The organism is Xenorhabdus sp. Sc-CR9 (assembly GCF_963897815.1).
Taxonomy (GTDB): Bacteria; Pseudomonadota; Gammaproteobacteria; order Enterobacterales; family Enterobacteriaceae; genus Xenorhabdus.
On sequence record NZ_CAWQTY010000055.1, the window covers coordinates 21,914 to 45,428 of the forward strand.

General features: G+C 44.1%; 25 protein-coding genes. 16 read left to right on the forward strand and 9 right to left on the reverse strand.

Going from position 1 to position 23,515, the window contains the following annotated elements; all coding sequences use genetic code 11:
• The first annotated feature begins 140 nt into the window (after positions 1–140).
• The 10 genes from tgt to pgpA all read left to right on the forward strand — a co-directional run bounded on the left by tgt (position 141) and on the right by pgpA (position 9,042).
• Positions 141–1,265 carry a tRNA guanosine(34) transglycosylase Tgt gene (gene tgt, locus AACQ81_RS02940; protein ID WP_237386237.1) on the forward strand — a complete coding sequence of 375 codons (1,125 nt, stop codon included), beginning with the start codon at positions 141–143 and terminating at the stop codon, positions 1,263–1,265.
• 184 nt (positions 1,266–1,449) lie between these two features.
• Entirely contained in the window at positions 1,450–1,788 is a 339-nt protein-coding gene (yajC, locus tag AACQ81_RS02945; protein ID WP_237386238.1) for a preprotein translocase subunit YajC, read from the forward strand.
• 27 nt (positions 1,789–1,815) lie between these two features.
• Positions 1,816–3,663, forward strand: coding sequence for a protein translocase subunit SecD (secD, locus tag AACQ81_RS02950; RefSeq protein WP_237386239.1), 1,848 nt, complete (start codon positions 1,816–1,818; stop codon positions 3,661–3,663).
• 10 nt (positions 3,664–3,673) lie between these two features.
• Positions 3,674–4,642, forward strand: a complete 969-nt coding sequence (secF, locus tag AACQ81_RS02955; RefSeq protein ID WP_237386240.1) for a protein translocase subunit SecF — start codon at positions 3,674–3,676, stop codon at positions 4,640–4,642.
• Positions 4,643–4,768: 126 nt separating this feature from the next.
• Positions 4,769–5,218 carry a transcriptional regulator NrdR gene (nrdR, locus tag AACQ81_RS02960; RefSeq protein ID WP_237386241.1) on the forward strand — a complete coding sequence of 150 codons (450 nt, stop codon included), beginning with the start codon at positions 4,769–4,771 and terminating at the stop codon, positions 5,216–5,218.
• A 71-nt stretch (positions 5,219–5,289) separates the two neighbouring features.
• On the forward strand, positions 5,290–6,396 hold the full coding sequence (gene ribD, locus AACQ81_RS02965) for a bifunctional diaminohydroxyphosphoribosylaminopyrimidine deaminase/5-amino-6-(5-phosphoribosylamino)uracil reductase RibD (RefSeq protein ID WP_237386242.1): 1,107 nt from the start codon (positions 5,290–5,292) through the stop codon (positions 6,394–6,396).
• A gap of 97 nt (positions 6,397–6,493) precedes the next feature.
• Positions 6,494–6,964, forward strand: a complete 471-nt coding sequence (gene ribH / locus AACQ81_RS02970; protein WP_237386243.1) for a 6,7-dimethyl-8-ribityllumazine synthase — start codon at positions 6,494–6,496, stop codon at positions 6,962–6,964.
• A 29-nt stretch (positions 6,965–6,993) separates the two neighbouring features.
• Entirely contained in the window at positions 6,994–7,410 is a 417-nt protein-coding gene (nusB, locus tag AACQ81_RS02975) for a transcription antitermination factor NusB (protein ID WP_237386244.1), read from the forward strand.
• A gap of 101 nt (positions 7,411–7,511) precedes the next feature.
• Positions 7,512–8,558 (forward strand): thiamine-phosphate kinase, encoded by a 1,047-nt coding sequence (gene thiL / locus AACQ81_RS02980; protein WP_237386245.1) that lies wholly within the window; start codon positions 7,512–7,514, stop codon positions 8,556–8,558.
• Positions 8,551–9,042 carry a phosphatidylglycerophosphatase A gene (gene pgpA / locus AACQ81_RS02985; protein WP_237386246.1) on the forward strand — a complete coding sequence of 164 codons (492 nt, stop codon included), beginning with the start codon at positions 8,551–8,553 and terminating at the stop codon, positions 9,040–9,042. The genes thiL and pgpA overlap by 8 nt, the downstream gene beginning before the upstream one ends.
• A gap of 52 nt (positions 9,043–9,094) precedes the next feature.
• On the opposite strand, the gene pcp is transcribed toward pgpA, so the two are convergent.
• From pcp to AACQ81_RS03000, 3 genes are read right to left on the reverse strand one after another with little or no spacing between them, the layout of a single operon-like run.
• Positions 9,095–9,742 carry a pyroglutamyl-peptidase I gene (gene pcp / locus AACQ81_RS02990; RefSeq protein WP_237386247.1) on the reverse strand — a complete coding sequence of 216 codons (648 nt, stop codon included), beginning with the start codon at positions 9,740–9,742 and terminating at the stop codon, positions 9,095–9,097.
• A 19-nt stretch (positions 9,743–9,761) separates the two neighbouring features.
• The gene (locus tag AACQ81_RS02995; RefSeq protein ID WP_237386288.1) at positions 9,762–10,781 is read right to left on the reverse strand and encodes a DUF979 domain-containing protein; all 1,020 of its coding nucleotides are present in this window, start codon (positions 10,779–10,781) and stop codon (positions 9,762–9,764) included.
• Entirely contained in the window at positions 10,778–11,506 is a 729-nt protein-coding gene (locus tag AACQ81_RS03000) for a DUF969 domain-containing protein (protein WP_237386248.1), read from the reverse strand. Before AACQ81_RS03000 ends, AACQ81_RS02995 begins: the two co-directional genes overlap by 4 nt.
• Before the next feature lie 826 nt (positions 11,507–12,332).
• On the opposite strand from AACQ81_RS03000, the gene AACQ81_RS03005 reads away from it, so the two are divergent.
• Positions 12,333–12,827, forward strand: a complete 495-nt coding sequence (locus tag AACQ81_RS03005) for a TIGR00645 family protein (protein WP_237386249.1) — start codon at positions 12,333–12,335, stop codon at positions 12,825–12,827.
• A gap of 58 nt (positions 12,828–12,885) precedes the next feature.
• Here the strand turns inward: AACQ81_RS03005 and AACQ81_RS03010 are convergent, their stop codons facing one another.
• The 5 genes from AACQ81_RS03010 to AACQ81_RS03030 all read right to left on the reverse strand — a co-directional run bounded on the left by AACQ81_RS03010 (position 12,886) and on the right by AACQ81_RS03030 (position 17,518).
• Positions 12,886–13,371 (reverse strand): tellurium resistance protein TerW, encoded by a 486-nt coding sequence (locus AACQ81_RS03010; protein WP_237386250.1) that lies wholly within the window; start codon positions 13,369–13,371, stop codon positions 12,886–12,888.
• A 192-nt stretch (positions 13,372–13,563) separates the two neighbouring features.
• A complete protein-coding gene (locus AACQ81_RS03015) occupies positions 13,564–14,487 on the reverse strand; it encodes an HpcH/HpaI aldolase/citrate lyase family protein (protein ID WP_237386289.1) in 924 nt (307 codons plus the stop codon).
• Positions 14,487–15,569, reverse strand: coding sequence for a cysteine protease StiP family protein (locus AACQ81_RS03020; protein ID WP_237386251.1), 1,083 nt, complete (start codon positions 15,567–15,569; stop codon positions 14,487–14,489). The genes AACQ81_RS03015 and AACQ81_RS03020 overlap by 1 nt, the downstream gene beginning before the upstream one ends.
• Entirely contained in the window at positions 15,562–16,371 is an 810-nt protein-coding gene (locus tag AACQ81_RS03025; protein WP_237386252.1) for a hypothetical protein, read from the reverse strand. The genes AACQ81_RS03020 and AACQ81_RS03025 overlap by 8 nt, the downstream gene beginning before the upstream one ends.
• Positions 16,364–17,518 (reverse strand): phosphoribosyltransferase domain-containing protein, encoded by a 1,155-nt coding sequence (locus tag AACQ81_RS03030; RefSeq protein ID WP_237386253.1) that lies wholly within the window; start codon positions 17,516–17,518, stop codon positions 16,364–16,366. The genes AACQ81_RS03025 and AACQ81_RS03030 overlap by 8 nt, the downstream gene beginning before the upstream one ends.
• Positions 17,519–17,816: 298 nt before the next feature.
• On the opposite strand from AACQ81_RS03030, the gene AACQ81_RS03035 reads away from it, so the two are divergent.
• The 5 genes from AACQ81_RS03035 (at position 17,817) to AACQ81_RS03055 (ending at position 21,797) form a co-directional block, all read left to right on the forward strand.
• Positions 17,817–18,404 carry a TerD family protein gene (locus AACQ81_RS03035; protein ID WP_237386254.1) on the forward strand — a complete coding sequence of 196 codons (588 nt, stop codon included), beginning with the start codon at positions 17,817–17,819 and terminating at the stop codon, positions 18,402–18,404.
• The gene (locus tag AACQ81_RS03040) at positions 18,404–19,567 is read left to right on the forward strand and encodes a TerD family protein (protein WP_237386255.1); all 1,164 of its coding nucleotides are present in this window, start codon (positions 18,404–18,406) and stop codon (positions 19,565–19,567) included. The genes AACQ81_RS03035 and AACQ81_RS03040 overlap by 1 nt, the downstream gene beginning before the upstream one ends.
• 28 nt (positions 19,568–19,595) lie before the next feature.
• The gene (locus AACQ81_RS03045) at positions 19,596–20,051 is read left to right on the forward strand and encodes a tellurite resistance TerB family protein (RefSeq protein ID WP_237386256.1); all 456 of its coding nucleotides are present in this window, start codon (positions 19,596–19,598) and stop codon (positions 20,049–20,051) included.
• A gap of 27 nt (positions 20,052–20,078) precedes the next feature.
• Positions 20,079–21,107 carry a TerC/Alx family metal homeostasis membrane protein gene (locus tag AACQ81_RS03050; RefSeq protein WP_237386257.1) on the forward strand — a complete coding sequence of 343 codons (1,029 nt, stop codon included), beginning with the start codon at positions 20,079–20,081 and terminating at the stop codon, positions 21,105–21,107.
• Positions 21,108–21,218: 111 nt separating this feature from the next.
• Positions 21,219–21,797: a TerD family protein gene (locus tag AACQ81_RS03055; protein ID WP_237386258.1), complete on the forward strand. Its 579-nt coding sequence runs from the start codon at positions 21,219–21,221 to the stop codon at positions 21,795–21,797.
• 461 nt (positions 21,798–22,258) lie between these two features.
• Here AACQ81_RS03055 and AACQ81_RS03060 read toward each other — a convergent pair whose 3' ends face one another.
• Positions 22,259–22,870, reverse strand: coding sequence for a tyrosine-type DNA invertase (locus tag AACQ81_RS03060; protein ID WP_237386259.1), 612 nt, complete (start codon positions 22,868–22,870; stop codon positions 22,259–22,261).
• Between the last annotated feature and the right edge of the window lie 645 nt (positions 22,871–23,515).

Here is a 23,515-nt window from a genome sequence, read left to right on the forward strand (position 1 = left end):
AAAGGCAGAATGGCACAAGGAATAGCAAAATATGACATACCGAGTATTGCGAGGCTGGCGTATACAGTGGCGTTAATAGCTATTAGAATGTGCAAATTTTTGTAATACATCAGACTGTTTTTCTGATGTCTGGAGGTTAAGTGAAATTTGAGTTACAAAAGACGGATGGAAAGGCTCGTCGCGGTCGTCTGATTTTTGATCGTGGTGTGGTGGAAACCCCTGCGTTTATGCCAGTGGGCACTTACGGTACAGTAAAAGGAATGACACCGGAAGAAGTGAAAGAGACAGGAGCACAGATCCTGTTAGGAAATACTTTCCATCTTTGGTTGCGCCCGGGGCAGGAAATCATGAAATTACATGGTGACCTACATGATTTTATGCAGTGGCAGGGACCTATTCTGACCGATTCTGGTGGTTTTCAGGTCTTCAGTCTCGGAGCGATGCGAAAAATCAAGGAAGAAGGCGTTCATTTCCGCAACCCAATCAATGGAACGCCTGTTTTCCTCAGCCCAGAAAAATCGATGGAAATCCAATATGATTTGGGTTCCGATATTGTCATGATTTTTGATGAATGTACGCCATATCCGGCAGATTGGGATTATGCGAAGCGTTCTATGGAAATGTCATTGCGCTGGGCCGCGCGTAGTCGTCAACGCTTTGATGAACTGAATAATAAAAATGCCCTGTTCGGCATTATTCAGGGCAGTGTTTATGAAGATTTACGTGACGTTTCCGTAAAAGGGCTGGTGGAAATTGGTTTTGACGGCTACGCTGTGGGTGGTCTGGCTGTTGGTGAGCCAAAAGAAGACATGCACCGAATTCTGGAACATGTATGCCCGCAGATCCCACAGGATAAGCCTCGCTATCTAATGGGTGTCGGCAAACCGGAAGATTTAGTTGAAGGTGTTCGTCGTGGCATTGATATGTTTGACTGTGTAATGCCAACACGTAATGCCCGCAATGGTCATCTGTTTGTGACAGAAGGGGTTATCAAAATCCGCAATGCCAAACATAAAGAAGATACTTCTTCGCTGGATGAACATTGTGACTGTTATACTTGTCGGAATTATAGCCGCGCATATCTCCATCATCTTGATCGTTGTAACGAAATTCTTGGTGCAAGGCTGAATACAATACATAATTTAAGGTATTATCAGCGTCTGATGGCCGGAATTCGCAAAGCCATTGAAGAAGGCAAACTGGAACAGTTTGTTGAAGAGTTTTATCAGCAGATCGGTAAATCCGTTCCGCCGTTAAATATATAATTTGACGTGACTAATCAGCCTCAATATGTGTAGCATATTGGGCTGGTTTTTGATCGAGAAACTATCGATTTTTCGATAGTCATATTTTCGACAACAATATTTTTAACAACAATATTTTTGACAACATATCTTCGATAACAATGTCTTTAATAGCACTGTCTTCGATAACAATGAGGGAAATTTGATGAGTTTTTTTATTTCTGAAGCTGCGGCTGCGGCTGGTGCACCAGCGCAAGCTCAGGGTAACCCATATTCTCTGATTATCATGCTGGTTGTTTTCGGTCTGATTTTCTATTTCATGATCCTGCGTCCACAACAAAAACGCACTAAAGAACATAAAAAACTGATGGATTCCATCTCCAAAGGGGATGAAGTACTGACTTCTGGTGGTTTGGTTGGTCGTGTCTCTAAAGTGTCTGAAACTGGCTATGTTGTGATTGCCCTGAATGAGACCACAGAAATAACTGTCAAACGTGACTTCGTTGCTGCCATTTTGCCGAAAGGTACAATGAAAGCTATTTAATTTCCGATTTTCCCGAAGGGAACTGCCGTGTTGAACCGTTATCCTTTGTGGAAGTATCTGATGCTGATCGCTGCGATCCTCATCGGTTTGCTTTATGCACTTCCCAACCTTTATGGTGAGGATCCGGCTGTACAAATCACTGGCGCGCGAGGCATCGCCGCCAGTGAAAAAACGCTGGACCAAGTCCGTAATGTTTTAGAAAAAGATCAAATCAAGAGCAAGTCCATTGCGTTGGAAAATGGAGCAATCCTTGCTCGTTTCAATAGTTCTGATGTTCAGCTCCGTGCCCGTGAAGCACTGGTCTCAGCGTTGGGTGAACAGTATGTTGTGGCATTGAACCTTGCTCCCGCAACGCCTGTCTGGTTAAGTAAAGTTGGTGCTGAGCCGATGAAACTGGGGCTTGACTTGCGTGGTGGTGTTCACTTCTTGATGGAAGTGGATATGGAAACCGCACTGAGCAAGTTACAAGAACAGAATATTGATAGTCTACGCATTGAGTTACGTGATCAGGGCATAGCTTATTCTACTATCCGAAAAATTGATAATTACGGCGTTGAAGTTCGCTTTCGTGACAACGATGCACGTTCTAAAGCGGAAAGCTATCTTGAACCGCGTCATCGTGATTTAGTGTTTTCTACTGGTGCAAACAATACGCTGAAAGTTGTCATGAGTGACGAACGTCTGCGTGAAGCCCGTTCTTATGCCGTCCAGCAAAACATCACCATCCTGCGTAACCGTGTTAACCAGCTTGGGGTTGCGGAGCCACTGGTTCAACGTCAGGGCGCAGACCGTATTGTTGTTGAATTACCTGGTATCCAAGATACTGCCCGCGCGAAAGAGATCCTCGGCGCAACTGCAACTTTGGAATTCCGTCTGGTAAATACCAATGTTGATGAAAATGCTGCGCTTTCTGGCCGCATTCCGGCTGATTCAGAACTGCAATATACCCGTGATGGAAACCCTGTAGTGCTGTTCAAGCGCGTTATCCTGACAGGGGACCATATCACTGACTCTACCTCCAGCACAGATGAGAACGGCTATCCTCAGGTGAATATTTCTCTGGATAGTGCTGGTGGTACTGCGATGTCTAATTTCACCAAAGATAACCTGCAAAAACCAATGGCAACGCTGTTTGTGGAATACAAAGACAGCGGCAAGAAAGATGCCAATGGTCGTGCGACTTTGGTTAAGAAAGAAGAAGTTATTAATATCGCTACCATTCAGTCGCGTTTAGGTAACAGTTTCCGCATTACGGGTATTGGTAACCCGGCCGAAGCCCGCCAGTTATCATTGTTATTGAGGGCCGGGGCATTAATTGCACCAATCCAGATTGTGGAAGAACGCACTATTGGGCCAACTCTGGGCTTGCAGAATATTGAGCAGGGCCTTGAAGCGTGTTTGTGGGGCTTGATTGCTTCCATTCTGTTTATGGTGATTTACTATCGCAAGTTTGGTCTGATTGCGAGCAGTGCGTTGCTGGCTAACTTAGTCCTTATCGTCGGTATCATGTCTTTGCTGCCGGGAGCAACTCTGACTATGCCGGGGATTGCCGGTATCGTTCTGACACTTGCTGTAGCCGTGGATGCGAACGTATTGATCAACGAACGTATCAAAGAAGAGTTGCGTAATGGCCGTACAGTTCAGCAGGCAATTCATGAAGGTTACAAAGGCGCGTTTTCCAGTATCATCGATGCAAACCTGACTACGTTGATTACTGCGATCATCCTATATGCAGTGGGCACTGGCTCTATCAAGGGCTTCGCGATCACCACGAGTATTGGTGTGGCGACTTCAATGTTCACTGCTATTGTGGGAACACGAGCAATCGTGAACTTGCTGTACGGTGGCAAGCGTATCAATAAGTTGTCAATTTAAGGAGCACGTTGTGGCACAGGATTATACTGTTGAACAATTAAACTATGGGCGTAGAGTCATTGACTTTATGCGCTGGGACAACGTTGCCTTTGGGATTTCGTTCCTGCTTTTGGTGGCTTCCATCGTTACGATGGGCGTTCGTGGGTTTAACTGGGGGCTTGATTTTACCGGTGGGACGGTCATTGAGATTAACCTGAGCAAGCCTGCGGATCTGGACAAGATGCGCCAGAGCCTGACACAGAATGGTTTTTCTGATGCGCTTTTGCAAAATTTCGGCAGCAGTCGGGATGTGATGGTGCGTATGCCTCCGGTGGCAGGTAACGCAGGACAGGAACTGGGTAATAAGGTTATTTCCGTTATTAACCAGAATATTGATAACGATGCTACGGTTAAACGCGTAGAGTTCGTCGGTCCGAGTGTAGGAAGCGAACTGGCGCAAACCGGAGCAATGGCGCTATTGGTTGCATTGATCTGTATCCTGATTTATGTCGGTTTCCGCTTTGAGTGGCGTTTGGCATTGGGAGCAGTGATTGCTCTTGCACATGACGTAATTATCACTCTGGGTATTCTGTCGTTGTTCCAGATTGAGGTTGACCTGACTATCGTTGCATCATTGATGTCCGTTATCGGTTATTCATTGAACGATAGTATTGTTGTGTCGGATCGTATTCGTGAAAACTTCCGCAAGATACGCCGTGGTACCTCTTATGAGATCATGAATGTTTCATTGACCCAGACTCTGAGTCGTACAATCATGACTTCAGCCACAACATTGCTGGTTGTGTTGATGCTGTACATTTTCGGTGGGGAAATGCTGAAAGGCTTCTCACTGGCAATGTTAATCGGTGTTTCCATCGGTACAGTTTCTTCCATCTATGTTGCTTCTGCATTGGCCTTGAAGCTGGGTATGAAACGTGAACATATGATTCAGCAGAAAGTTGAGAAAGAAGGGGCTGATCAGCCTTCCATACTTCCCTAATGTATTTAGCATGATCGAGTTTTGATAGCGTCTAAACACCCTGTGAGTACTCACTGACAGGGTGTTTTTCATTATCACTTCAAGGTACACTGTCATTCTCCCTTCGGTTAACTGTCAGGAAACGATATGCATTGCCCATTTTGCGCAGCCGTTGATACTAAAGTTATTGATTCCCGCCTGGTTGGGGATGGCTCACAAGTGCGCCGTCGCCGTCAGTGCCTGGAGTGTCATGAACGCTTCACTACGTTTGAAATCGCAGAACTGGTGATGCCACGAGTTATTAAGAGTGATGATATTCGGGAGCCTTTTGACGAAGAAAAGTTGCGTCGTGGTATGCAAAAGGCACTGGAGAAGCGCCCTGTCAGTTCTGATGATGTGGAAACAGCGATTAGCCATATTAAATCTCAGGTGCGGGCAACGGGAGAACGTGAAATCCAATCCAAAATGATTGGAAATTTTGTCATGGATGCACTGAAAAAACTTGATAAAGTGGCCTATATTCGTTTTGCATCTGTTTACCGTAGTTTTGAGGATATCCGAGAATTTGGCGAAGAGATTGCCAAACTACAAGATTGAGAACGCTGGTTTTCAAAAATGATATCTTTCAAGAAATCTCATTATGCTACAAATACGGCTACCAAAAAATTATGACACTTGATGAAATTTATATGTCCCGGGCGCTGGAATTGGCGTATCAAGGGCGTTTTACAACATCCCCTAACCCGAATGTAGGTTGTGTCATCGTTAAGGATGATCAGATAGTAGGGGAAGGTTTTCATTTATGTGCAGGTGAGCCTCATGCAGAGGTACATGCCCTGCGTATGGCTGGTGAAAAAGCCAAAGGAGCCACCGCTTACGTGACGCTTGAACCATGCAGCCATCACGGTAAGACTCCTCCCTGTGCTGATGCCTTGATTGCCGCCGGTCTAAGCCGTGTTGTGGTCGCCATGCAAGATCCCAATCCGCAAGTAGCCGGACGTGGTTTGTATAAATTACAGCAGGAAGGTATAGCTGTCGAACATGGTCTGATGATGAATCAGGCAGAATCTTTGAATAAGGGATTTCTCAAACGTATGCGTACGGGGTTCCCTTATCTGCAATTAAAGCTGGGGGCATCATTGGATGGCCGCACCGCGTTATCATCTGGGGAAAGTAAATGGATTACTTCACCACAGGCGCGTGAAGATGTGCAGAAATTTCGGGCACAGTGCAGCGCAATTTTGAGTTCGAGCGCAACAGTATTGGCTGATGATCCTTCACTGACTGTTCGTTGGAATGAACTGGATGCTGAAACACAATCGGTTTATCCCCAAGAGCAGCTTCGTCAACCCATCCGTATCATAACTGATAGCCAAAATCGTGTCACACCGCAGCATCAAGTTGTCCAGCAAACAGGGCAATGTTGGTTAGCACGTACTAACAAAAACGAACAGCAATGGCCTGATAATGTCGAACAGATTTTATTGCCGGTACATGGTAATGGTGTTGATTTGGTTCTGCTGATGATGCAGCTGGGCAAGCGTCAGATAAATTCAGTTTGGGCGGAATGTGGCCCTGCTTTGGCCGGTGCTCTATTGTCCCTGGGGCTGGTCGATGAATTAATCCTTTATATTGCACCTAAAGTACTGGGAAATAGTGCCCGTGGATTGTTCGATATCCCAGAATTGCAAAGACTCTCGGATGCCCCTGAATTCACTTTGTTTGATGTAAAGCAGATTGGGTCTGATGTACGTCTCCGCTTACGCCCGGTTTAGGTTCTGATTTAAGTTTGGACATAAACCAAGACGCAGAGAAAAATAATGTGATAAGATCCGCGCCCCTGCGGATATGAATAAAAATATAAGGAAGGCTATGAACGTAATCAAAGGTGTTGTTGCAGCCCCTGAAGCCCGCATTGCAATTGCAATTGCCCGCTTTAACAACTTCATTAATGACAGCCTGCTGGAAGGAGCCGTAGATGCACTGGAACGCATCGGTCAGGTTTCTTCAGATAATATCACCGTAGTATGGGTTCCAGGTGCCTATGAATTGCCATTGACGGCTAAGGCACTGGCTGAAACCAATAAATATGATGCGGTTATCGCTTTGGGGACTGTTATCCGCGGCGGTACAGCTCACTTCGAATATGTTGCTGGTGAATGCAGCTCTGGTTTATCCAGCGTAGCAATGTCCAGTGATATCCCTGTCACGTTTGGTGTTCTGACGACTGAAAATATTGAACAGGCAATCGAACGCGCAGGTACCAAAGCAGGTAATAAAGGGGCAGAAGCTGCCTTGACCGCATTGGAAATGATCAATGTAATCAAAGCCATTAAAGGCTGAATTTTTAAGTGTTAATTAAGGGGAATCTTGTGAAACCTGCTGCTCGTCGTCGTGCTCGTGAGTGTGCTGTTCAGGCAATTTATTCATGGCAATTATCCAATAATAGTATTGCTGATGTTGAATTGGATTTTCTGTCAGAGCAGGACGTAACTGGTGTTGATATCACCTATTTTCGTGAATTGTTATCCGGGGTAGCGGTCAATGCTGCAAAATTGGATGCCTTGATGGCACCTTATCTTTCTCGTCAGCTTGAAGAGTTGGGGCAGGTCGAAAAAGCCATCTTGCGCGTTTCGATGTTTGAACTAAGCTTTCGTGATGATGTTCCCTACAAAGTGGCTATCAATGAAGGTATCGAACTGGCGAAAACGTTTGGCGCTGAAGATAGTCATAAATTCGTGAATGGGGTATTGGATAAAGCTGGTCCGGCAGCACGCAAGAAAAAGTGATTGCTTGCCAGGAGTTCCCCATTATAACTTGATGATTTTACGCATGAGGCCGGTAATCCGGCCTCATGCGCTCATCGTCAGTCACTTTCTGGAATTCTATTATGGCATGTGGTGAATTTGACCTCATTGCACGTTATTTCAATCGCCATATCATCCGCCGACGTGATGTAAATCTAGGGATTGGTGATGATTGTGCGCTGATGACCGTTGCAGATAAACAAGAACTAGCGGTAACAACCGATACTTTGGTTGCTGGTGTTCATTTTCTTCCTGAGATCTCACCGGAAGATTTGGCCTATAAGGCATTGGCTGTCAATATCAGTGATCTGGCTGCCGTTGGTGCAGATCCTGCCTGGGCATCGCTGGCATTAACATTGCCCGACATCAATGAAGATTGGTTAAAGCGATTCAGTGACAGTCTGTTTGAGCAACTGAATTATTACGGTATGCAATTGATTGGTGGGGATACCACAAAAGGTCCCATGAGTTTGACGTTAACCGTACATGGTTTAGTTCCGGCTGGCCGCGCGTTACGCCGCACTGGTGCAAAGAACGGTGACTGGATTTATGTAACCGGAACATTGGGTGACAGTGCCGCAGGCCTTGCTCTGTTGCAAGATCGTCTGACCGTGGAAGATACGGCAGTCCACAACTGGTTGGTTAAACGCCATCTACGCCCGCAGCCACGGGTTCTACAAGGACAGGCACTTCGTGCTCTGGCTTCTTCGGCGATTGATCTGTCCGATGGCTTGATTTCTGATCTCAACCATATCTTGTCTGCCAGCCAATGTGGTGCGCATATTAACCTGGATGCGTTGCCTTATTCTGAAGCAATGCAGCAATATGTTGCTTCTGAACAGGCGTTGAAATGGGCGTTGAGTGGTGGGGAAGACTATGAATTGTGCTTTACTGTACCTGAGCTTAACCGTGGTGCATTAAATATGGCGTTGGCTCACTCTGGAGCCAGTTTCTGTTGTATTGGGCAAATCAGGCCAGAATCAGAAGGTATCCGCTATTTTAACAACAATGAAGAAATTCAGCTGGATCTGAAAGGCTTTAACCATTTTAAAACCGATAAAAAACCAGTAGCCCCTTTTTCGGCAGAACAGCAAACAGAAAATGATCATACGGAGGGAACACATGGATGATGCAAAACGTCACTTAAAAATGAGCAATCCGTGGCATTTATTGGCTACGGGGTTCGGGAGCGGCTTATCACCAATAATTCCGGGCACGATGGGCTCAGTGGCGGCGATCCCTTTCTGGTTACTGCTAATGCAGTTGCCGACATGGGGAATATGGTTGGTTATCTTACTGGGAACGGTCATTGGATGTGTGATTTGTCAGAAAGCCGCTGATGCAATGAACGTGGAAGATCCGGGCTGTGTGGTTTGGGATGAATTCATTGGCATGTGGATTACTCTGATGGCGATCCCTGTGCTCAACTGGCAGTGGGTTTTAGTTGGTTTTGTGGTATTCCGCATTTTCGATATGTGGAAACCGTGGCCGATCCGTTGGTTTGACCGCTATGTAAAAGGCGGGGTTGGCATTATGCTGGATGACATTATCGCGGCGATTTTTGCAGTTGCAGTTATCTGGTTGCTGAATTTCTACCAACTGTTACCTTTCTAAAAACAGTTTCTTTTCTAAGTTAATTAGCCACTGGCATTCAGTGGCTATCTTCTCAGTTTGTTGTCCCACCTATAACCTCAATATCCTTTTCGTTTTTCAATGTTGATTGAATAGCTATTTTCAAGGCTGTTGACATCATTTCTACGCCCATACTTGGCTTATTTGCATGTTTTACCGCCTGTTCTGGCAAATAAGGAAGATGAATAAATCCGCCACGCACAGAAGGGTAATATTGGTTCAGATAATGCTGTAAACCGTACATGATATGATTGCAAACAAAGGTGCCGGCAGTTTGGGAAACTGTTGCGGGAATTCCGGCAAGTCTTAATTCATTGACCACGGTTTTAATGGGCAGGGTAGAAAAATAAGCCGCAGGGCCATCGACAATAACCGGTGTATCAATGGGTTGATTACCAGCATTATCAGGAATACGAGCATCGTTAATATTGATTGCGACCTGCTCTACCGTGATATCTGGCTTACCCCCTGCTTCTCCGGTTGAAATGACCACTTCCGGTTTAACTCTCTCAATTGCGGCATAGAGGTGTTCCAGAGAGTGATTGAAAACACAGGGTAACTGGCAGACTTCAACATATGCATCCGCAATTTGGTACCCTTGTAATGACTTGATGGCTTCCCATGACGAATTTATCGTCTCACCGCCGAAAGGTTCAAAGCCTGTGACTAGAATCGTTTTCATAATATTTCCTTATCGTTGTTTATAAGAACATTAGAAAATAGAGTAAGAACACATTAGTAATCAGTAAAGTACAGCCTGTGGGGATTTGTGCTTTGATAACTGCATTGCGATCGGGCAGTTCCAGCAGCGCAGCGGGAACAATATTGAAATTAGCAGCCATTGGAGTCATTAACGTACCACAATAGCCTGAAAACATACCGATGGCAGCCATAACCGCCGGATTGCCACCATGTTGCAATATCAAAATAGGAATACCAATACCGGCGGTAATGATAGGAAAAGCGGCAAACGCATTACCCATTATCATCGTTAGCAGCGCCATGCCAAAAACATAAGTGACCACAGCGATAAATCGATTATCGACAGCTAAATAATTTTCGGTCAGATGGGAAACCAAAGTACCTACACCAGCGGCGGCAAACAACAATCCGAGCGTTGCCAGAATTTGTGGAAGAATAAAGACACAACCAATTGAATCCAGCAGGCGTCGGGTCTCTTGTATTGGCTGTGTAATGGCATCATGGCTCATGCGTAGCGCAATGATTAATCCAATCAAACAGCCAAGTGTAATGGAAAAGAGAGTCACCAGAGTAGAATGATTCCCTGTTCCAAAAACAGCTTGTTGTAAACCGGGAATATGGTTAAACGCTAGCACGCCAAACATTGTCACAATTGGGATTAGCAATGCTGGCAGAAATAACCGACTACCAAGACGTTGTGCACTTTTTTGCCGCTGTTCTGGTGTGCGTTGATGGTAATTTCCCAGACGAACACCACCGAACCCGGCCAGTAAAGCCATAATGATTACCAACATACCAACACCGATATAAGCGGTTTTTTGGGCGTAGTTTTCATCATTGATCCAGAGAGACACAAGGTGTCCGCTCCATTTCCCCGCAAGAAAGATTAAACCGTACAGTGCCCAGAATAGGCCTGTTGTTATGCGACGAGGGTTAGCTTTATCGCTCCATGACATGATAGCAACAGCTAATAAGAGAAGTCCTGCCAGCACATAGAGGTATTGTAATTGAAACATTATTTCTCCCCCTTGCTATTTGAGCTGGCATGCTTCAAAGAATTAAGTTCATTGGCAAGGTGGTAATCAAGGCGATATAACCGAACAGAGTGGATCAGGAAAGCACAAATTGCAGTGGGAATTCCCCAGAGGGCGATATGCAGAGGCTCGGTTTGAATTCCACCTGATTCCAGCATGAAATTGTGCATAAAGATAATCGCGCCAAAAGCGACAAAAATATCTTCACCAAAAAACAAACCTGTATTATCTGTTGCGGCTGACATGGCCCGAATACGATGACGGACTGAATCTGGTAATGCACCATACTGGTTTTCAGCAGCACCTTCTGCCATAGGAGCCAGTAAAGGACGAACCATTTGCGGATGCCCGCCTAAACTGGTTAACCCCAGAGCGGCAGAAGTTTCACGTATAAACAGATAGATAATCAGTAACCGCCCGGTAGTGACAGTTTTAATATGAGCAATAGATTTCTGGGCTTGCTCTTTTAATCCATGCCTTTCCAGCAGGCCAATGATGACCAATGGAAAAAGGATGGTCAGTGATAAATTTAATGTATTAATAAACCCGGAACCCAGTTTCTCCAGAATATTGATTATCGACATATTGGCGGCTAACCCAGTGATAAGGCCAGCAATAGTGACAACCAGCACAGGGTTAAACTTGATGATAAAACCAATGATAATGACGGCGATCCCGATTAATGGCCAGAAATTGATAGTGTGCTGCATATATTATTTCCTCTTAGAAATATTTTATTTAATCATTGTTGGTTTAAGTTGTGCGCATTGTTGACTTATTGTTCTTATATTGTTTAACAATAAATGGATTATGATCAAAAATCAGACAGGTGAAATTGGTGTTAAATTTTAAAAATGGAATGAAGATCACTTAATTACTTGCCATTTTTCAATTTTCGATCACACATGAGGTTTCATTTCAGCAATGCCAAAAGCACATTTTTAAAATTTTCATTGATAATGGGAAAACGCCAATGCAGGTAAGTACTTTTGCCTGTAGTTGGGATCAATCAGATTCGGACTGGATTATATTTAGTGTGTAGACTCTCGTATCCAGATGTGGCAGGTGCCTAATAGAAACAGGGGTAACTGTCCCCTGTTTCTATTGTGGGGGTTATGGAAATTTGTTATTCATGTAATCGGTTTCATGGAGTGTGAGAATGTGATTCTAGTCACAATTTTTGTTCTTGCATTGTCAATCCAGATTGTAGCAATGGCTGGCTCATTGGATTTCATAAAAGTAGTTCTCCCATCAGCAAAGCCATTAGATATCCTCTTTACTTCCTCAAAACACCAAGGCTAGAAAATACCGTTGTAAGGTCTATATCACCCTTCCTTCAAGTTGCATCTTTGTTGGCTACACTTGCTCATCCCAGTCACCGTTTTTATAAATATACGGTTATCAATGGCTCCCGAGAATTCACTCCCTTGCCGCCTCACACTGGCATTTATCATTGTCTGGCTATCGATATGTATTGCATAGCTTTCACTCTCTTGATCTATAATACCGCCCCTTTTGTAACAAATTTTAAAAAACATGGAACGCTTTCTCGAAAACGCTATGTATGCCTCTCGTTGGCTACTTGCACCCGTTTATTTTGGTTTATCATTGGGACTACTTGCTCTTGCGGTTAAATTCTTTCAGGAAATCCTGCACATCCTGCCGCATATTTTTTCCATTACAGAATCTGACCTGATCCTGACACTGCTTTCTCTGATTGATATGACGTTGGTTGGTGGGTTGTTGGTGATGGTGATGTTTTCTGGCTATGAAAACTTTGTTTCAAGTTTGGATATCCACGAGAGCAAGGAAAAGCTGAGCTGGCTGGGAAAAATGGATGCAACTTCACTCAAAAATAAAGTTGCAGCCTCAATTGTCGCTATTTCCTCCATTCACCTCCTGCGTGTTTTTATGGATGCCAGAAATATGCCGGACAATAAACTTATGTGGTATGTCATTATCCACCTCACCTTCGTTTTGTCCGCATTTGTCATGGGATATCTTGACAAACTTACGCGCCACAACCATTAAGCGTCCTTTCAAGCCATAAAACATCACCCTGATGCCAGTTAAATTCAACTGGCTGGCATTATGGGTTTTTCCGTTTAGGTAAATGACTGTTAATAGTTTCTTTCAGCAGATTCTCAATAAACCTGTCTACGACCATTTCAACCACTTCACTTCTGGTTGTCTCAAGCCGATTAGACAAGCCATCAATTTTTCTGATCACTGACATTCTCAGGGAGAGAGAAACAGGCTTTTTCTTCTCTTTATCAAGAAAGACATGGCTGGTTGCTTCTTCGGCTTTTAAACTGAGATGCTGAACGAGTAATTCTTCGATCCTTTTGGCATCTTTTTTAGTCAGCATCCCTTTATCAACCAGCTGATAAGTATTGCCTATTTTACTAAACCGAACATCAGCACAATAAAGATCCCTCAATTCCCGAAGGGCACGGAGCAATGTTGGTTCCGAACAATTGAGTTCCTGGATGATTTTAGCCTTGCTAACCGGTTTGCCATGCGAAAGTAATAAGGTTAACTTGAAATTTCTAAATTGTTTGGGACTGAGCAACATTTTTTAATTACCAAGCGAGGGATAACAAAACCAAAATTTCCTGCTGTTAACTCCTATTGTTAACTACAAGGATGACTTTCAGCATAGCCTTTATCACAGTTAAATCAATATCAAAACAGATTAAAAAGCCTTATAGCTCTCCCCGTAGGTTTCAGCTTCTATTCAGCCTCTGGCACTATACCGCTTCTGGAACTATGCCGTTTCTGGAACTATTCCATAGTGCTCCGCCCGTTCAAGGATATTTATCGCCCAACGTTGATGAGTAGCTGGTTCACACATGACTCCCTGAGATTTGAAAACCGCCTGCTTTGAATTAAGAATATTCAGCGCATCGGTGTAATCGTGGGCACTGACCATAAGCGATCGGTGGATACACTCAATCTGATTTGGGTGGATGGCAGTTTTTCCCACCAAACCGTGGGCAATATCCAATACCAGCTCTTTCTCAAGTAGTTTCAAGTCATCAATATGCTCGCAAACCGGTGCCGTCAGAGCGAATCCCCGCGCAGCAAAAACAGCCACCAGCATCTTAATAATATATCCCATCGGCCCGTCATAGAGAGTGAAATCCCGCGAACGCCGCAGGGACATCATATTCATCAGATCATTACCGCCGATACGAAGGGCAATAATTCGCATCTTGCAAGGGTGCGCTTTGAGGGCATCAGCAAGCTGATTCATTTTTTGAACATCAAAGGCCTCTTCTGTCTCCAGCGTGGGCATGATACAAAGATGAGTTGCGCGAATAATCTCCCACCAACCGGCTAACGAAGCGTAAGTAAATTTGGGTAAAACCAGTCCATTAATGGCACTGAGATTCATAGTGGCGATCAATTGTCTTGCCATCATCTCGTTGCGTGGCCGGATAAAAATCAGGGGATGATTACGCTCAGTACCTAAATGTGGTCTATCAGCTTCTGCCAGTAACTGGAGAACACCACTGAGATTTTCGATAGCGGCGGGAATATCCTGCTCACTGACAGCATCTTCCAGACAAATAACCAGAGAACGCAGGCCGGCAATTTTATTCTGTAGTATAATTTCTGCAATATTTTGGCGAGTAGCCGGCATATACAGAGTTGCACCAAGCTGGTGTGGAGAAGGAATAAACATCATCATGCTACCTTCTTAATAATAGTCACTGCACGATATTGACCAATCAAATCACCGACTTCGGTAATAACAACATTTTTTTGGCGAGCCAAATGCACTAATAGGGCAACATCAGGATCATCTTTTGAACGCACAAGGATATGTTCCGGTACACGTCGTAAGACAGCACGAGTTGCCTCAGCAATACCGGGTTTAATGCGATTAATACTGTCAATTTGGTATTTTTCAGCCAGATTGGCAATCACTGTTTTACTCAATTGCAATAAAAAATGTTTTTCCTGCGGCCGCCAAAAAACGGCTGGAGGTATAACATTCAGATCCAACCGATCACGGCACTCAGCAACTGTATCCACCAACATGCGGCTACACTCATACGCAATCAAGTGCTCACACTTCACACAGCTATGCAGCCCTTTGTCACTCCAGACAGAGCGTGATATCAAGCCCGATACCGGCGCTCCCATAATGCCAAAAGGGATCAACCAATCATCATCACTGGCAGTCAACCATGAACAGCCATAAGGATCAGCCAATACCACCAGGCGAGGGATTCCCGAATAACCTGCCCTCCCCGCCAAAGATCGCGATAGCTCTGTGGTAATCGCCCCTTTGCCTGTCCAACCATCAACAAAAACTAGTCCATCAGTACCATGTTGTTGTTCAATGTATGACAGCGCAGCATTATCAATACCTCGATCCCGGATAATACTGACCCCATAATGATAAGAACGCTTGCCCATCCTCCTGAGAGTCTGATGCAGCATAACCCCTAACGGTACGCCAGCCCTGACTAAACTTACCAACACAATCGGCTGGTCATCAAAACGTGATATCAGCGCCTTAGCAAGCATAACAACTTCCGTTGCCAATCTGGTTGCGCCTTGCCCAAGCGCTTTCTTAAACAACTCAAGATGATAAGACGTCGGCTCCGGTTCCTGACTCAGCATATCTGAATAATGGCGGACACCAGACTGGATCAACTGTTCCTTAACATCAACAGGTGTCATCTCAATTTGAACAGGTTTTAACAGAAATTGAACATCATCAGAGGCATAACTCCCCGAAAAAAGAGGAAAGCTATTCATTATTTACAGCTCCAAATAAGGTAGTCATTAATGTGTCAGCAAACTGACCTTTCTGAGGCATACCAAACCAATCGCACAATTGCATGAAGCGATAATCACTCAGACTATCCCCCAGACCAATGACTGGAAAAATACCTCTCTCAGCACGGAGCCTTTGCAAAAGGTGACGAGTTGCCAGCCCCTTGTCAACACAGTTCGGCAGCAAAGTAAGGTTGTTATTGTTGTGATGGATATAAAAACTTTCCTGAATATGAACGTTTTGATCGCGATGGAAATCATTTTCCTGAATCAAGGCTTCAGCCAGTACATTAAGTTCATCCAGCCTATCGTGGTTTTGGTGCTTAATGATTAAGAAAACAGGCACATCACCATACTCATAATCGATACGCACCCGGGCATCTATGCCATGAAATGCAATTAAGCGTTCGCTCAATTCTTCCAGTGTCCGCAACTGATCCCGGTACGGCATCAATTCCGCTAGCATATGCGATTGCCAGCACTCGTCAACCAAGCCTTCCGGCGTCAGGATAACCGCACCATGTGAAACAATACGCCAAGAGTTGAAAGGAAGCTGCACACGGCCGAATTGTTCGGTATTTCTGGCCGTTACAGGAATAACTTCCGCATGAGTCAGCAGCCAATCAACCAACATAAACTGTTCTTCGGTCATATAACTATGGGGAGAAGATTTTCTATCCAACGCGCCAACACGCAAAAGCGATGCATCCAATATATTTTTCAATTTTCTGCGGGATTGAAATAACGTGTCATCCAGATCAGTTAAAAAGACGGGCTTAATCATAGGAGACGATCTCTACAGCCGGAGAAATACGAGCGAGTTGAGCTACCAAATCCGGATCAACGGCTGTTTTCGGGGTTTCAAGGCAGAGCAATATACGGTCAAACTGTTGATGAGCAACATTGTAGAGAAAATTCGGAATACCGAGTCCGTAGTTATCGGTAAATGCCATCACAGATTGAATGGCATGACCACAAGAGATCGGAGAGCGGGTTGTTGAGCCAAATATCACCAACGCTCCTTCTTTCTCAAGGCGTTCTGCCAGCAGGAACGGTTGCCAAACAAATTCGCTGGAACCCAATACAAGTACTTTCTCGCCCGCTGTAGCGTGAATGTCAGCACCGATATCACATTGGATTTCATCCAAACCCAAGCGTCCCCAACTCTGTTGGCCAATAATGCTGACTTTTCCCCGTGCTGTGACATTCACTTGAGGCATAACAGGAACAGGGGCAGAAATATCCGCAGCCCATTGCCAATTTCCCTCAATCAGGGAAACCGCAGAGACTGGCAATAGGCTGCGTTTCATCACCGACTCACCACTCCAGTCAGTCAAGGTTACCGTAACAATACGTTCAATATGCCCAAGTCCCGCGTTGCACAACGCTTCCAACAGGTTGATAAACGTATTGCCGGTTGTTGCTTCATCATCAATTAAAACCAAAGTACGGGCATCCATCACTCGCTGGCGCAATCGGCTTTCTGTTGGCCAGTAAATCAAATGATCTGTTGCGTGGCTGTGGTTCTCCTTAAATTCACACAATAAATCCCCATCAACCGGATGACGTGTTGAAGTCAGGAATACAGGAGCCTCAACCTTATCATGCGTTTCATGAAATACGCCGGCAGCCAGGCCAACCGCCGTTTCTGCCATGCCAATATACAAGACAGGGCCGGGAAGATTAGCGGGAAACCGCTCGGATAATTGCCGATAAACCGAGCGCATAACTGATGGGCTGACAGGAATATGCCGCCCCAATACTTTACTGACAAACAAAAATGCCCTTTTCGGATTACGGCGTTCGGCAATATCAAACAGCGTCTCCAGAGAGACATATCCACGGGATGCACTTACCGTCAACGTCCCGCTGTTCAATTTTTTCTGATAAACCTGTTTTTGATCAACGTAAGTGCTATTCAATGCGGTCATGTGATGCCTTTTTAAAAATTCCAGCTTCAATGAAATATTCGCCGCAGTCTAGAGTTGATAATAAATCAGTGTCAATCATATTATGATTTTTTAGTGCAAAATTAGTTTGACTTTTTTGCATGGAAAAGAAATTATAAAAAATAAAGCCAGATTGTTTCCTATCATGCAGTTAACGACGACATACACTGTTTCTGGGAATCATAATATGACAAATTCAGGCTATCTATTTGTCATATTATGATTTTTTAATATGTGAAATTACCGTGATCCACCGACAAACAGAATAGAGGTGTCATTAATGGTTTCGTTAAGCAAAAATCAGTCAGTTTCGCTCTCTAAACAGAGCGCTTCACTGGCTAAAGTAGATTTTGGTCTGGGCTGGGATCCTGTAACTAAAAAGAAAGGCTTTCTGGCGAGTTTACTCGGCGGCGGCAATGATGAAATTGATCTAGATGCGAGCTGCATCCTGCTTGATAAATCAGGTAATGCCATCGATACAGTCTGGTTCGGTCAACTGAAATCTAAATGTGGTTCTGTACAACACACTGGCGACAATCTGACAGGTGAAGGCGATGGGGATGACGAAATTATCCGTGTTAACCTGATCAAATTACCCGCCAATGTTGAATATCTTGCTTTTACCGTTAACAGTTTCCGCGGTCAGACTTTCAATGATGTTGAAAATGCCTTCTGCCGTGTTGTTGACCAAAGCGGTAAAGAGCTTGCTCGCTATCAGTTGCATGAACAAGGTGCCCATACCGGCGTTATTATCTCTTCCCTGCGCCGCAATGACGGTCAGTGGGATTTCACTGCACATGGCGTTCCTTGCCGTAGTCGTACCATTGACGCAATGTATCCGCAGATTGTTGAGACGGTGGTGCGTTAATGAATCTGACACCCGGGGGAAATGCCCCCGTTGCCAACCAGACACTCACCATACGGGTTCTGTCAGGTTCCGCCGTTGATGTCTCGGCTTTCCGTTTGTATGCCGATGGTAAAGTGAAAGGCGATCCGGACATGATATTCTACGGTCAGCCTGTCAGTGACGACAATACCATCCGGCTGGCTGGCGGTAACATCAATACTTCATTCTTCGTCAACTTGCCCGCATTAGGTCAGGATGTTCAGAAAGTGTCGTTTACCGCCACCTGCGACGGCAATCAAACTATCTCCAACCTGCGCAGCCTCAGCATTCAGGTTGAACTGAACAGCAGTGTGATTTTACAAGGCAATATTGAAGTGCAAGGCCGAACAGAAGCCGCCTTAATCCTCGGTGAACTCTATCGCCGCAATGGGGAATGGAAATTCCGCTTTGTTGCTCAGGGTTTTAATGGTGGACTCAAACCACTGGCGGAACATTTTGGTGTGGATATCATTGATGATACGCCGACTTCAACACCAGTCCCTGCGCCAGCACCAGCCTCGGCTCCGGGTAGCATTAATCTGAGCAAAGTTTCTCTGACCAAAGAAAAACCCGCTATCAGCCTGAGCAAACGTGATAACTACGGTAAGATTCGCATTAACCTTAACTGGAATCAGACTTCCTCCTCCTCAAAAGGCATTTTGCAGGGTATGTTCGGCTCAAACAAAGGTGTGGATCTGGATCTTGGCGCATTTGTCCGGCTGCAAGACGGAGAGCAGGGCGTTATACAAGCATTGGGAAACAGTTTTGGCGATTACCGTTATGAACCGTATGTTGAATTACAGGGCGATGATCGTACCGGTCGTGTGAGTGATGGTGAATGGCTCCATATCAATGGCCTTGAATGGAAAAACATCCGTGAAGTTTTGATCTACGCCTTTATCTATGAAGGCGTGCCTAGCTGGGACAAAACCGATGGTGTCGTCACGATCCACGTCCCTGACCAGCCCCCGATTGAAACACGTCTGACAGAAGGGCAAAACAACAAGGGAATGTGTGCCATCGCCCGTCTTGTCAATGAAAACGGTGCCATCAAAGTAGAACGCATCAATCAATACTTCCGTGGACACAAAGAGATGGACCGTGCATTTGGATGGGGCTTTCGCTGGACATCGGGAAGTAAATAACGGTTATTTTACTCAAACGGAGGGACTTATGTCCTTTTTAAATAAAATCAAATCCGCGTTCAATGCAGGACGTGAAGAACTGACCAACCAAGTTGGTCGTTTCAAGAACAGAAAGTTCATGGAAGGCACTGTCGCGGTATGCGCACATGTTGCAATGGCAAGCAACGGCATCAGCTCAGAAGAAAAACAGAAAATGATCGGGTTCATCAAAAGCTCCCCTGAATTGAAAGTATTCGATACCGCTGAAATTATCGAGTTCTTTAACAAGCTGGTCAGCAGCTACGAATTTGATGCTGACATTGGCAAAGGTGAAGCCATGAAATTTATCATGGCACTGAAACAACAACCGGAAGCGGCACAACTTGCTTTGCGCGTAGGTATCGCAGTCGCCAAGAGTGATGGTGACTTTGATAACGACGAAAAGCATGCTGCCCGTGAAATTTGCTTAGCCCTCGGCTTTGCACCGGCTGATTTCGGACTGTAATCGCAGATAATTTAAGAGGCTTATTTCATGGTATCCACGCACATTGGTTTTCCGATGGAAACCGTTGCTGTATTTATTCTTCTGTCGGTTGGTGCGCTCTTTATCGATCTCTTTATGCATCGTGATGATAAGCCGATTTCGCTGCGTAGTGCCGCACTTTGGTCTATTTTTTGGATCGCCATTGCTTTTGTTTTCGCAGGCTTTCTGTATATTCATCACGGCGCGGAAACCGCCAGCCTTTTTGTCACAGGCTATGCACTGGAAAAAGTACTTTCCGTCGATAACCTGTTTGTCATCATGGCGATTTTCTCCTGGTTCGCTGTTCCGGATCGCTATCGCCACCGTGTCCTGTACTGGGGGATTATCGGTGCTATCGTTTTCCGTGGAATTTTTGTTGCCATCGGGACAAGCCTGTTATCACTCGGGCCGTGGGTTGAGGTAGTGTTTGCGGTTATCGTTGGCTGGACTGCGGTTATGATGCTGAAAAGCGGTGACGATGACGATGAAATCGAAGATTATTCACAGCATCTGGCTTATCGTCTGGTGAAGCGTTTCTTCCCAATCTGGCCGAAACTGCGTGGTCATGCTTTTATACTGAACCAAAAAGAAGTGGACACAGAACTGGCAAAACAGGAAAACGCCGATGTGAAAGTGGGTCGTGCAGGTAAGGCGGCGCTTTACGCTACGCCACTGATGCTGTGTCTGGCAGTGGTTGAACTGTCTGACGTGATGTTTGCTTTTGATTCTGTCCCTGCGGTGATTGCTGTCAGCCGGGAGCCATTGATTGTATACAGCGCCATGATGTTTGCTATCTTGGGCCTGCGTACACTTTACTTCGTACTTGAAGCGTTGAAAAAATATCTGGTGCACTTGGAAAAAGCAGTCATTGTCCTGTTGTTCTTTATCGCCATCAAACTGGGCCTGAACGCTTCTGAGCACATATTCCACCACGGTTACTCGATTTCGGCGACAACCAGCCTGCTTGTCGTGATTGGGGTACTGGTGGCGGGTATTCTTGCCAGCCTGCTGTTCCCACAAAAAGAAAACGCAAGCTAAATCTGGTGAGCTATACAATGGATTTCAAGATGCAGCCAACAAAGCTGCAACTTGAAAAATGACGGGTATAAATCTCAACAATTAATTAATAGACTAATAGAGGAAATAACAATGGGTGTATCTCTTTCTAAAGGCGGTAACGTTTCTCTGAGCAAAGAAGCGCCAAGCATGAAAAACGTTCTGATCGGTCTCGGCTGGGATGCCCGTTCGACTGACGGACAAGACTTCGACCTCGACGCATCTGCTTTCCTGCTGACGGCAAACGGCAAAGTGCGCAGTGATGCCGACTTCATTTTCTACAACAACCTGAAATCCTCTGATGGCTCCATCATGCACACTGGCGACAACCGTACCGGTGAAGGAGATGGCGATGATGAATCACTGAAAATCAAACTGGATCAAATTCCTGCCGATGTAGATAAAGTGGTATTCGTGGTCACTATCCATGATGCACAAGCTCGTAGCCAGAGCTTCGGTCAGGTTTCCGGTGCTTTCATCCGTCTGATCAACGATGACACGCAGGTTGAAGTGGCTCGCTACGATCTGACTGAAGACGCATCTACCGAAACCGCCATGCTGTTCGGTGAACTGTATCGCCACAATGCGGAATGGAAATTCCGTGCAGTAGGTCAAGGCTACGCAGGTGGTCTGGCTTCTGTTTGTGCACAGTATGGTATTAATGCTGCTTAATTTGAGTATTGCTCAAAGAGTTTCAGTGTGAAGATTTAATTCATCATGCTGAGATTAAAAGCCCTGTTTGGTAATATAAGCAGGGCTTTTATTGTCTTCTCTGACTCATCCTAAATAAGGTTGACACTTTTCGTCTTTCAACAGGTTTATTCAGTTAGCACATCAATGAATAATCCGATTTACAAGTTAACATTTAGTACCAAACTGTTAACTCCATTGATTTTATCTTTTTTAAACTAACTATTTTTTTCTCATTAGCAAAATATTTTTTCAACTCTATGATCAGTAGAGTTTAATTAACAGCATTAATTTTCTATATAATTACCAAGAAATTCATAACTCATTTCTATAATTTCATTCCAAATCATCATTAAAAATTCCTGTTTCGATATCGAAAGACAAAAAAACTGATTTGTTGTAAATTAAAGATTTAATATATTGTAATTTTATATTTTAATAAGTTAATCTACATGGGTTAACAGTTTGGTACTAAATGTAACTCTTTTTCGCTTCCCTCTTGCCCGCCAAATTCCATCAAAGCGACCAGCGTTACTCGCGGTATACCTGACTGTATGACGAATATTGCGATGACCTAAATAGTCTTGAATCAATCGCGTATCAACACCATTATCCGCTAACGCATAACCGCAAGAATGGCGCAACATGTGCGGATTCGCGCAAATCGCAATTTGTGCATTGATACTTGTGTTTCTGATGATTTTATAGAACTGTTGTCGTGACAAAGGCTCACCGGTTCGGGAAATAAATAACCATTCACTCTTGCCGAATTTTTCCAGTTTCTTACGCATATTCAACCACTTACGAATTAATTGAATTTCTTTTGAAACCATGGGATGAATTGTAGAAAAACCATTTTTCAAACGGTTAACACTCAAACTACGGTCACGTAGATCAACATCAGATATACGCAATCTCAACAGCTCAGAAACACGAAATCCGTGAATAAATCCCATAAAAAGCATACAAATATTACGCTCTGCATTGGCACCTTTTTCTAATTCAGCCAATAATTGCTCAATTTCAGATTGAGTTAAATATTTACGTTTTAACATAATGAGTTACTCTCTGTGGTAGTTAATTGTCTTATCTTTAATTAAAACTATTCATAAAACGAAAGTCTTAAAATTTAATTATTTATTTCAGGAATTAAATCTTTGCAAAAAAACCGAAAAAGAAGATTTTTAACATGATTATTGACAACACACGAAAACCATTAAATCATTTTTATTTTAAAAAAAATCATATTAACCACCTCTCATAAAAATACAAAAAATCATCAAAAAATACGTTATACAGTTAGATTATTATTTGCATTATCAGTGATCACCAAAAATAGTGTAGAAAACCTGATATATTAAATAATGCGACAAATAAGACAGTCAGGCAATCTCTTTTAGTCATCTGACATATAAAAAGATAAAAAATAACCATTGCTGATCTAATATACTGAAAATAAATAAAATAGGATATTAGAGATGAAATTAATAACAGTTACACGACTAATTCATGTCATAAATATGACAACGTACTTATATGATAATATACACAATGCATGTCAAGATTCAGCCAACAAAGCTGCAACTTGCAAGATGACAAGTATATATCGCTGAGAAGGGTAAACGCAGCTAACAAAGCTGCGGATTGAAGGATTGAAGGATTGAAGGATAAAAATATAATTGAGTGAAGTAACTTGTTCA

Excerpts from the sequence above, each read along its gene's own strand:
- yajC (WP_237386238.1), top strand. The coding sequence starts at position 1,450 with ATGAGTTTTTTTATTTCTGAAGCTGCGGCTGCGGCTGGTGCACCAGCG.
- nrdR (WP_237386241.1), top strand. The coding sequence starts at position 4,769 with ATGCATTGCCCATTTTGCGCAGCCGTTGATACTAAAGTTATTGATTCC.
- ribD (WP_237386242.1), top strand. The coding sequence starts at position 5,290 with ATGACACTTGATGAAATTTATATGTCCCGGGCGCTGGAATTGGCGTAT.
- ribH (WP_237386243.1), top strand. The coding sequence starts at position 6,494 with ATGAACGTAATCAAAGGTGTTGTTGCAGCCCCTGAAGCCCGCATTGCA.
- thiL (WP_237386245.1), top strand. The coding sequence starts at position 7,512 with ATGGCATGTGGTGAATTTGACCTCATTGCACGTTATTTCAATCGCCAT.
- pgpA (WP_237386246.1), top strand. The coding sequence starts at position 8,551 with ATGGATGATGCAAAACGTCACTTAAAAATGAGCAATCCGTGGCATTTA.
- pcp (WP_237386247.1), bottom strand. The coding sequence starts at position 9,742 with ATGAAAACGATTCTAGTCACAGGCTTTGAACCTTTCGGCGGTGAGACG.
- AACQ81_RS03000 (WP_237386248.1), bottom strand. The coding sequence starts at position 11,506 with ATGCAGCACACTATCAATTTCTGGCCATTAATCGGGATCGCCGTCATT.
- AACQ81_RS03005 (WP_237386249.1), top strand. The coding sequence starts at position 12,333 with ATGGAACGCTTTCTCGAAAACGCTATGTATGCCTCTCGTTGGCTACTT.
- AACQ81_RS03010 (WP_237386250.1), bottom strand. The coding sequence starts at position 13,371 with ATGTTGCTCAGTCCCAAACAATTTAGAAATTTCAAGTTAACCTTATTA.
- AACQ81_RS03015 (WP_237386289.1), bottom strand. The coding sequence starts at position 14,487 with ATGATGTTTATTCCTTCTCCACACCAGCTTGGTGCAACTCTGTATATG.
- AACQ81_RS03020 (WP_237386251.1), bottom strand. The coding sequence starts at position 15,569 with ATGAATAGCTTTCCTCTTTTTTCGGGGAGTTATGCCTCTGATGATGTT.
- AACQ81_RS03025 (WP_237386252.1), bottom strand. The coding sequence starts at position 16,371 with ATGATTAAGCCCGTCTTTTTAACTGATCTGGATGACACGTTATTTCAA.
- AACQ81_RS03030 (WP_237386253.1), bottom strand. The coding sequence starts at position 17,518 with ATGACCGCATTGAATAGCACTTACGTTGATCAAAAACAGGTTTATCAG.
- AACQ81_RS03035 (WP_237386254.1), top strand. The coding sequence starts at position 17,817 with ATGGTTTCGTTAAGCAAAAATCAGTCAGTTTCGCTCTCTAAACAGAGC.
- AACQ81_RS03040 (WP_237386255.1), top strand. The coding sequence starts at position 18,404 with ATGAATCTGACACCCGGGGGAAATGCCCCCGTTGCCAACCAGACACTC.
- AACQ81_RS03045 (WP_237386256.1), top strand. The coding sequence starts at position 19,596 with ATGTCCTTTTTAAATAAAATCAAATCCGCGTTCAATGCAGGACGTGAA.
- AACQ81_RS03050 (WP_237386257.1), top strand. The coding sequence starts at position 20,079 with ATGGTATCCACGCACATTGGTTTTCCGATGGAAACCGTTGCTGTATTT.
- AACQ81_RS03055 (WP_237386258.1), top strand. The coding sequence starts at position 21,219 with ATGGGTGTATCTCTTTCTAAAGGCGGTAACGTTTCTCTGAGCAAAGAA.
- AACQ81_RS03060 (WP_237386259.1), bottom strand. The coding sequence starts at position 22,870 with ATGTTAAAACGTAAATATTTAACTCAATCTGAAATTGAGCAATTATTG.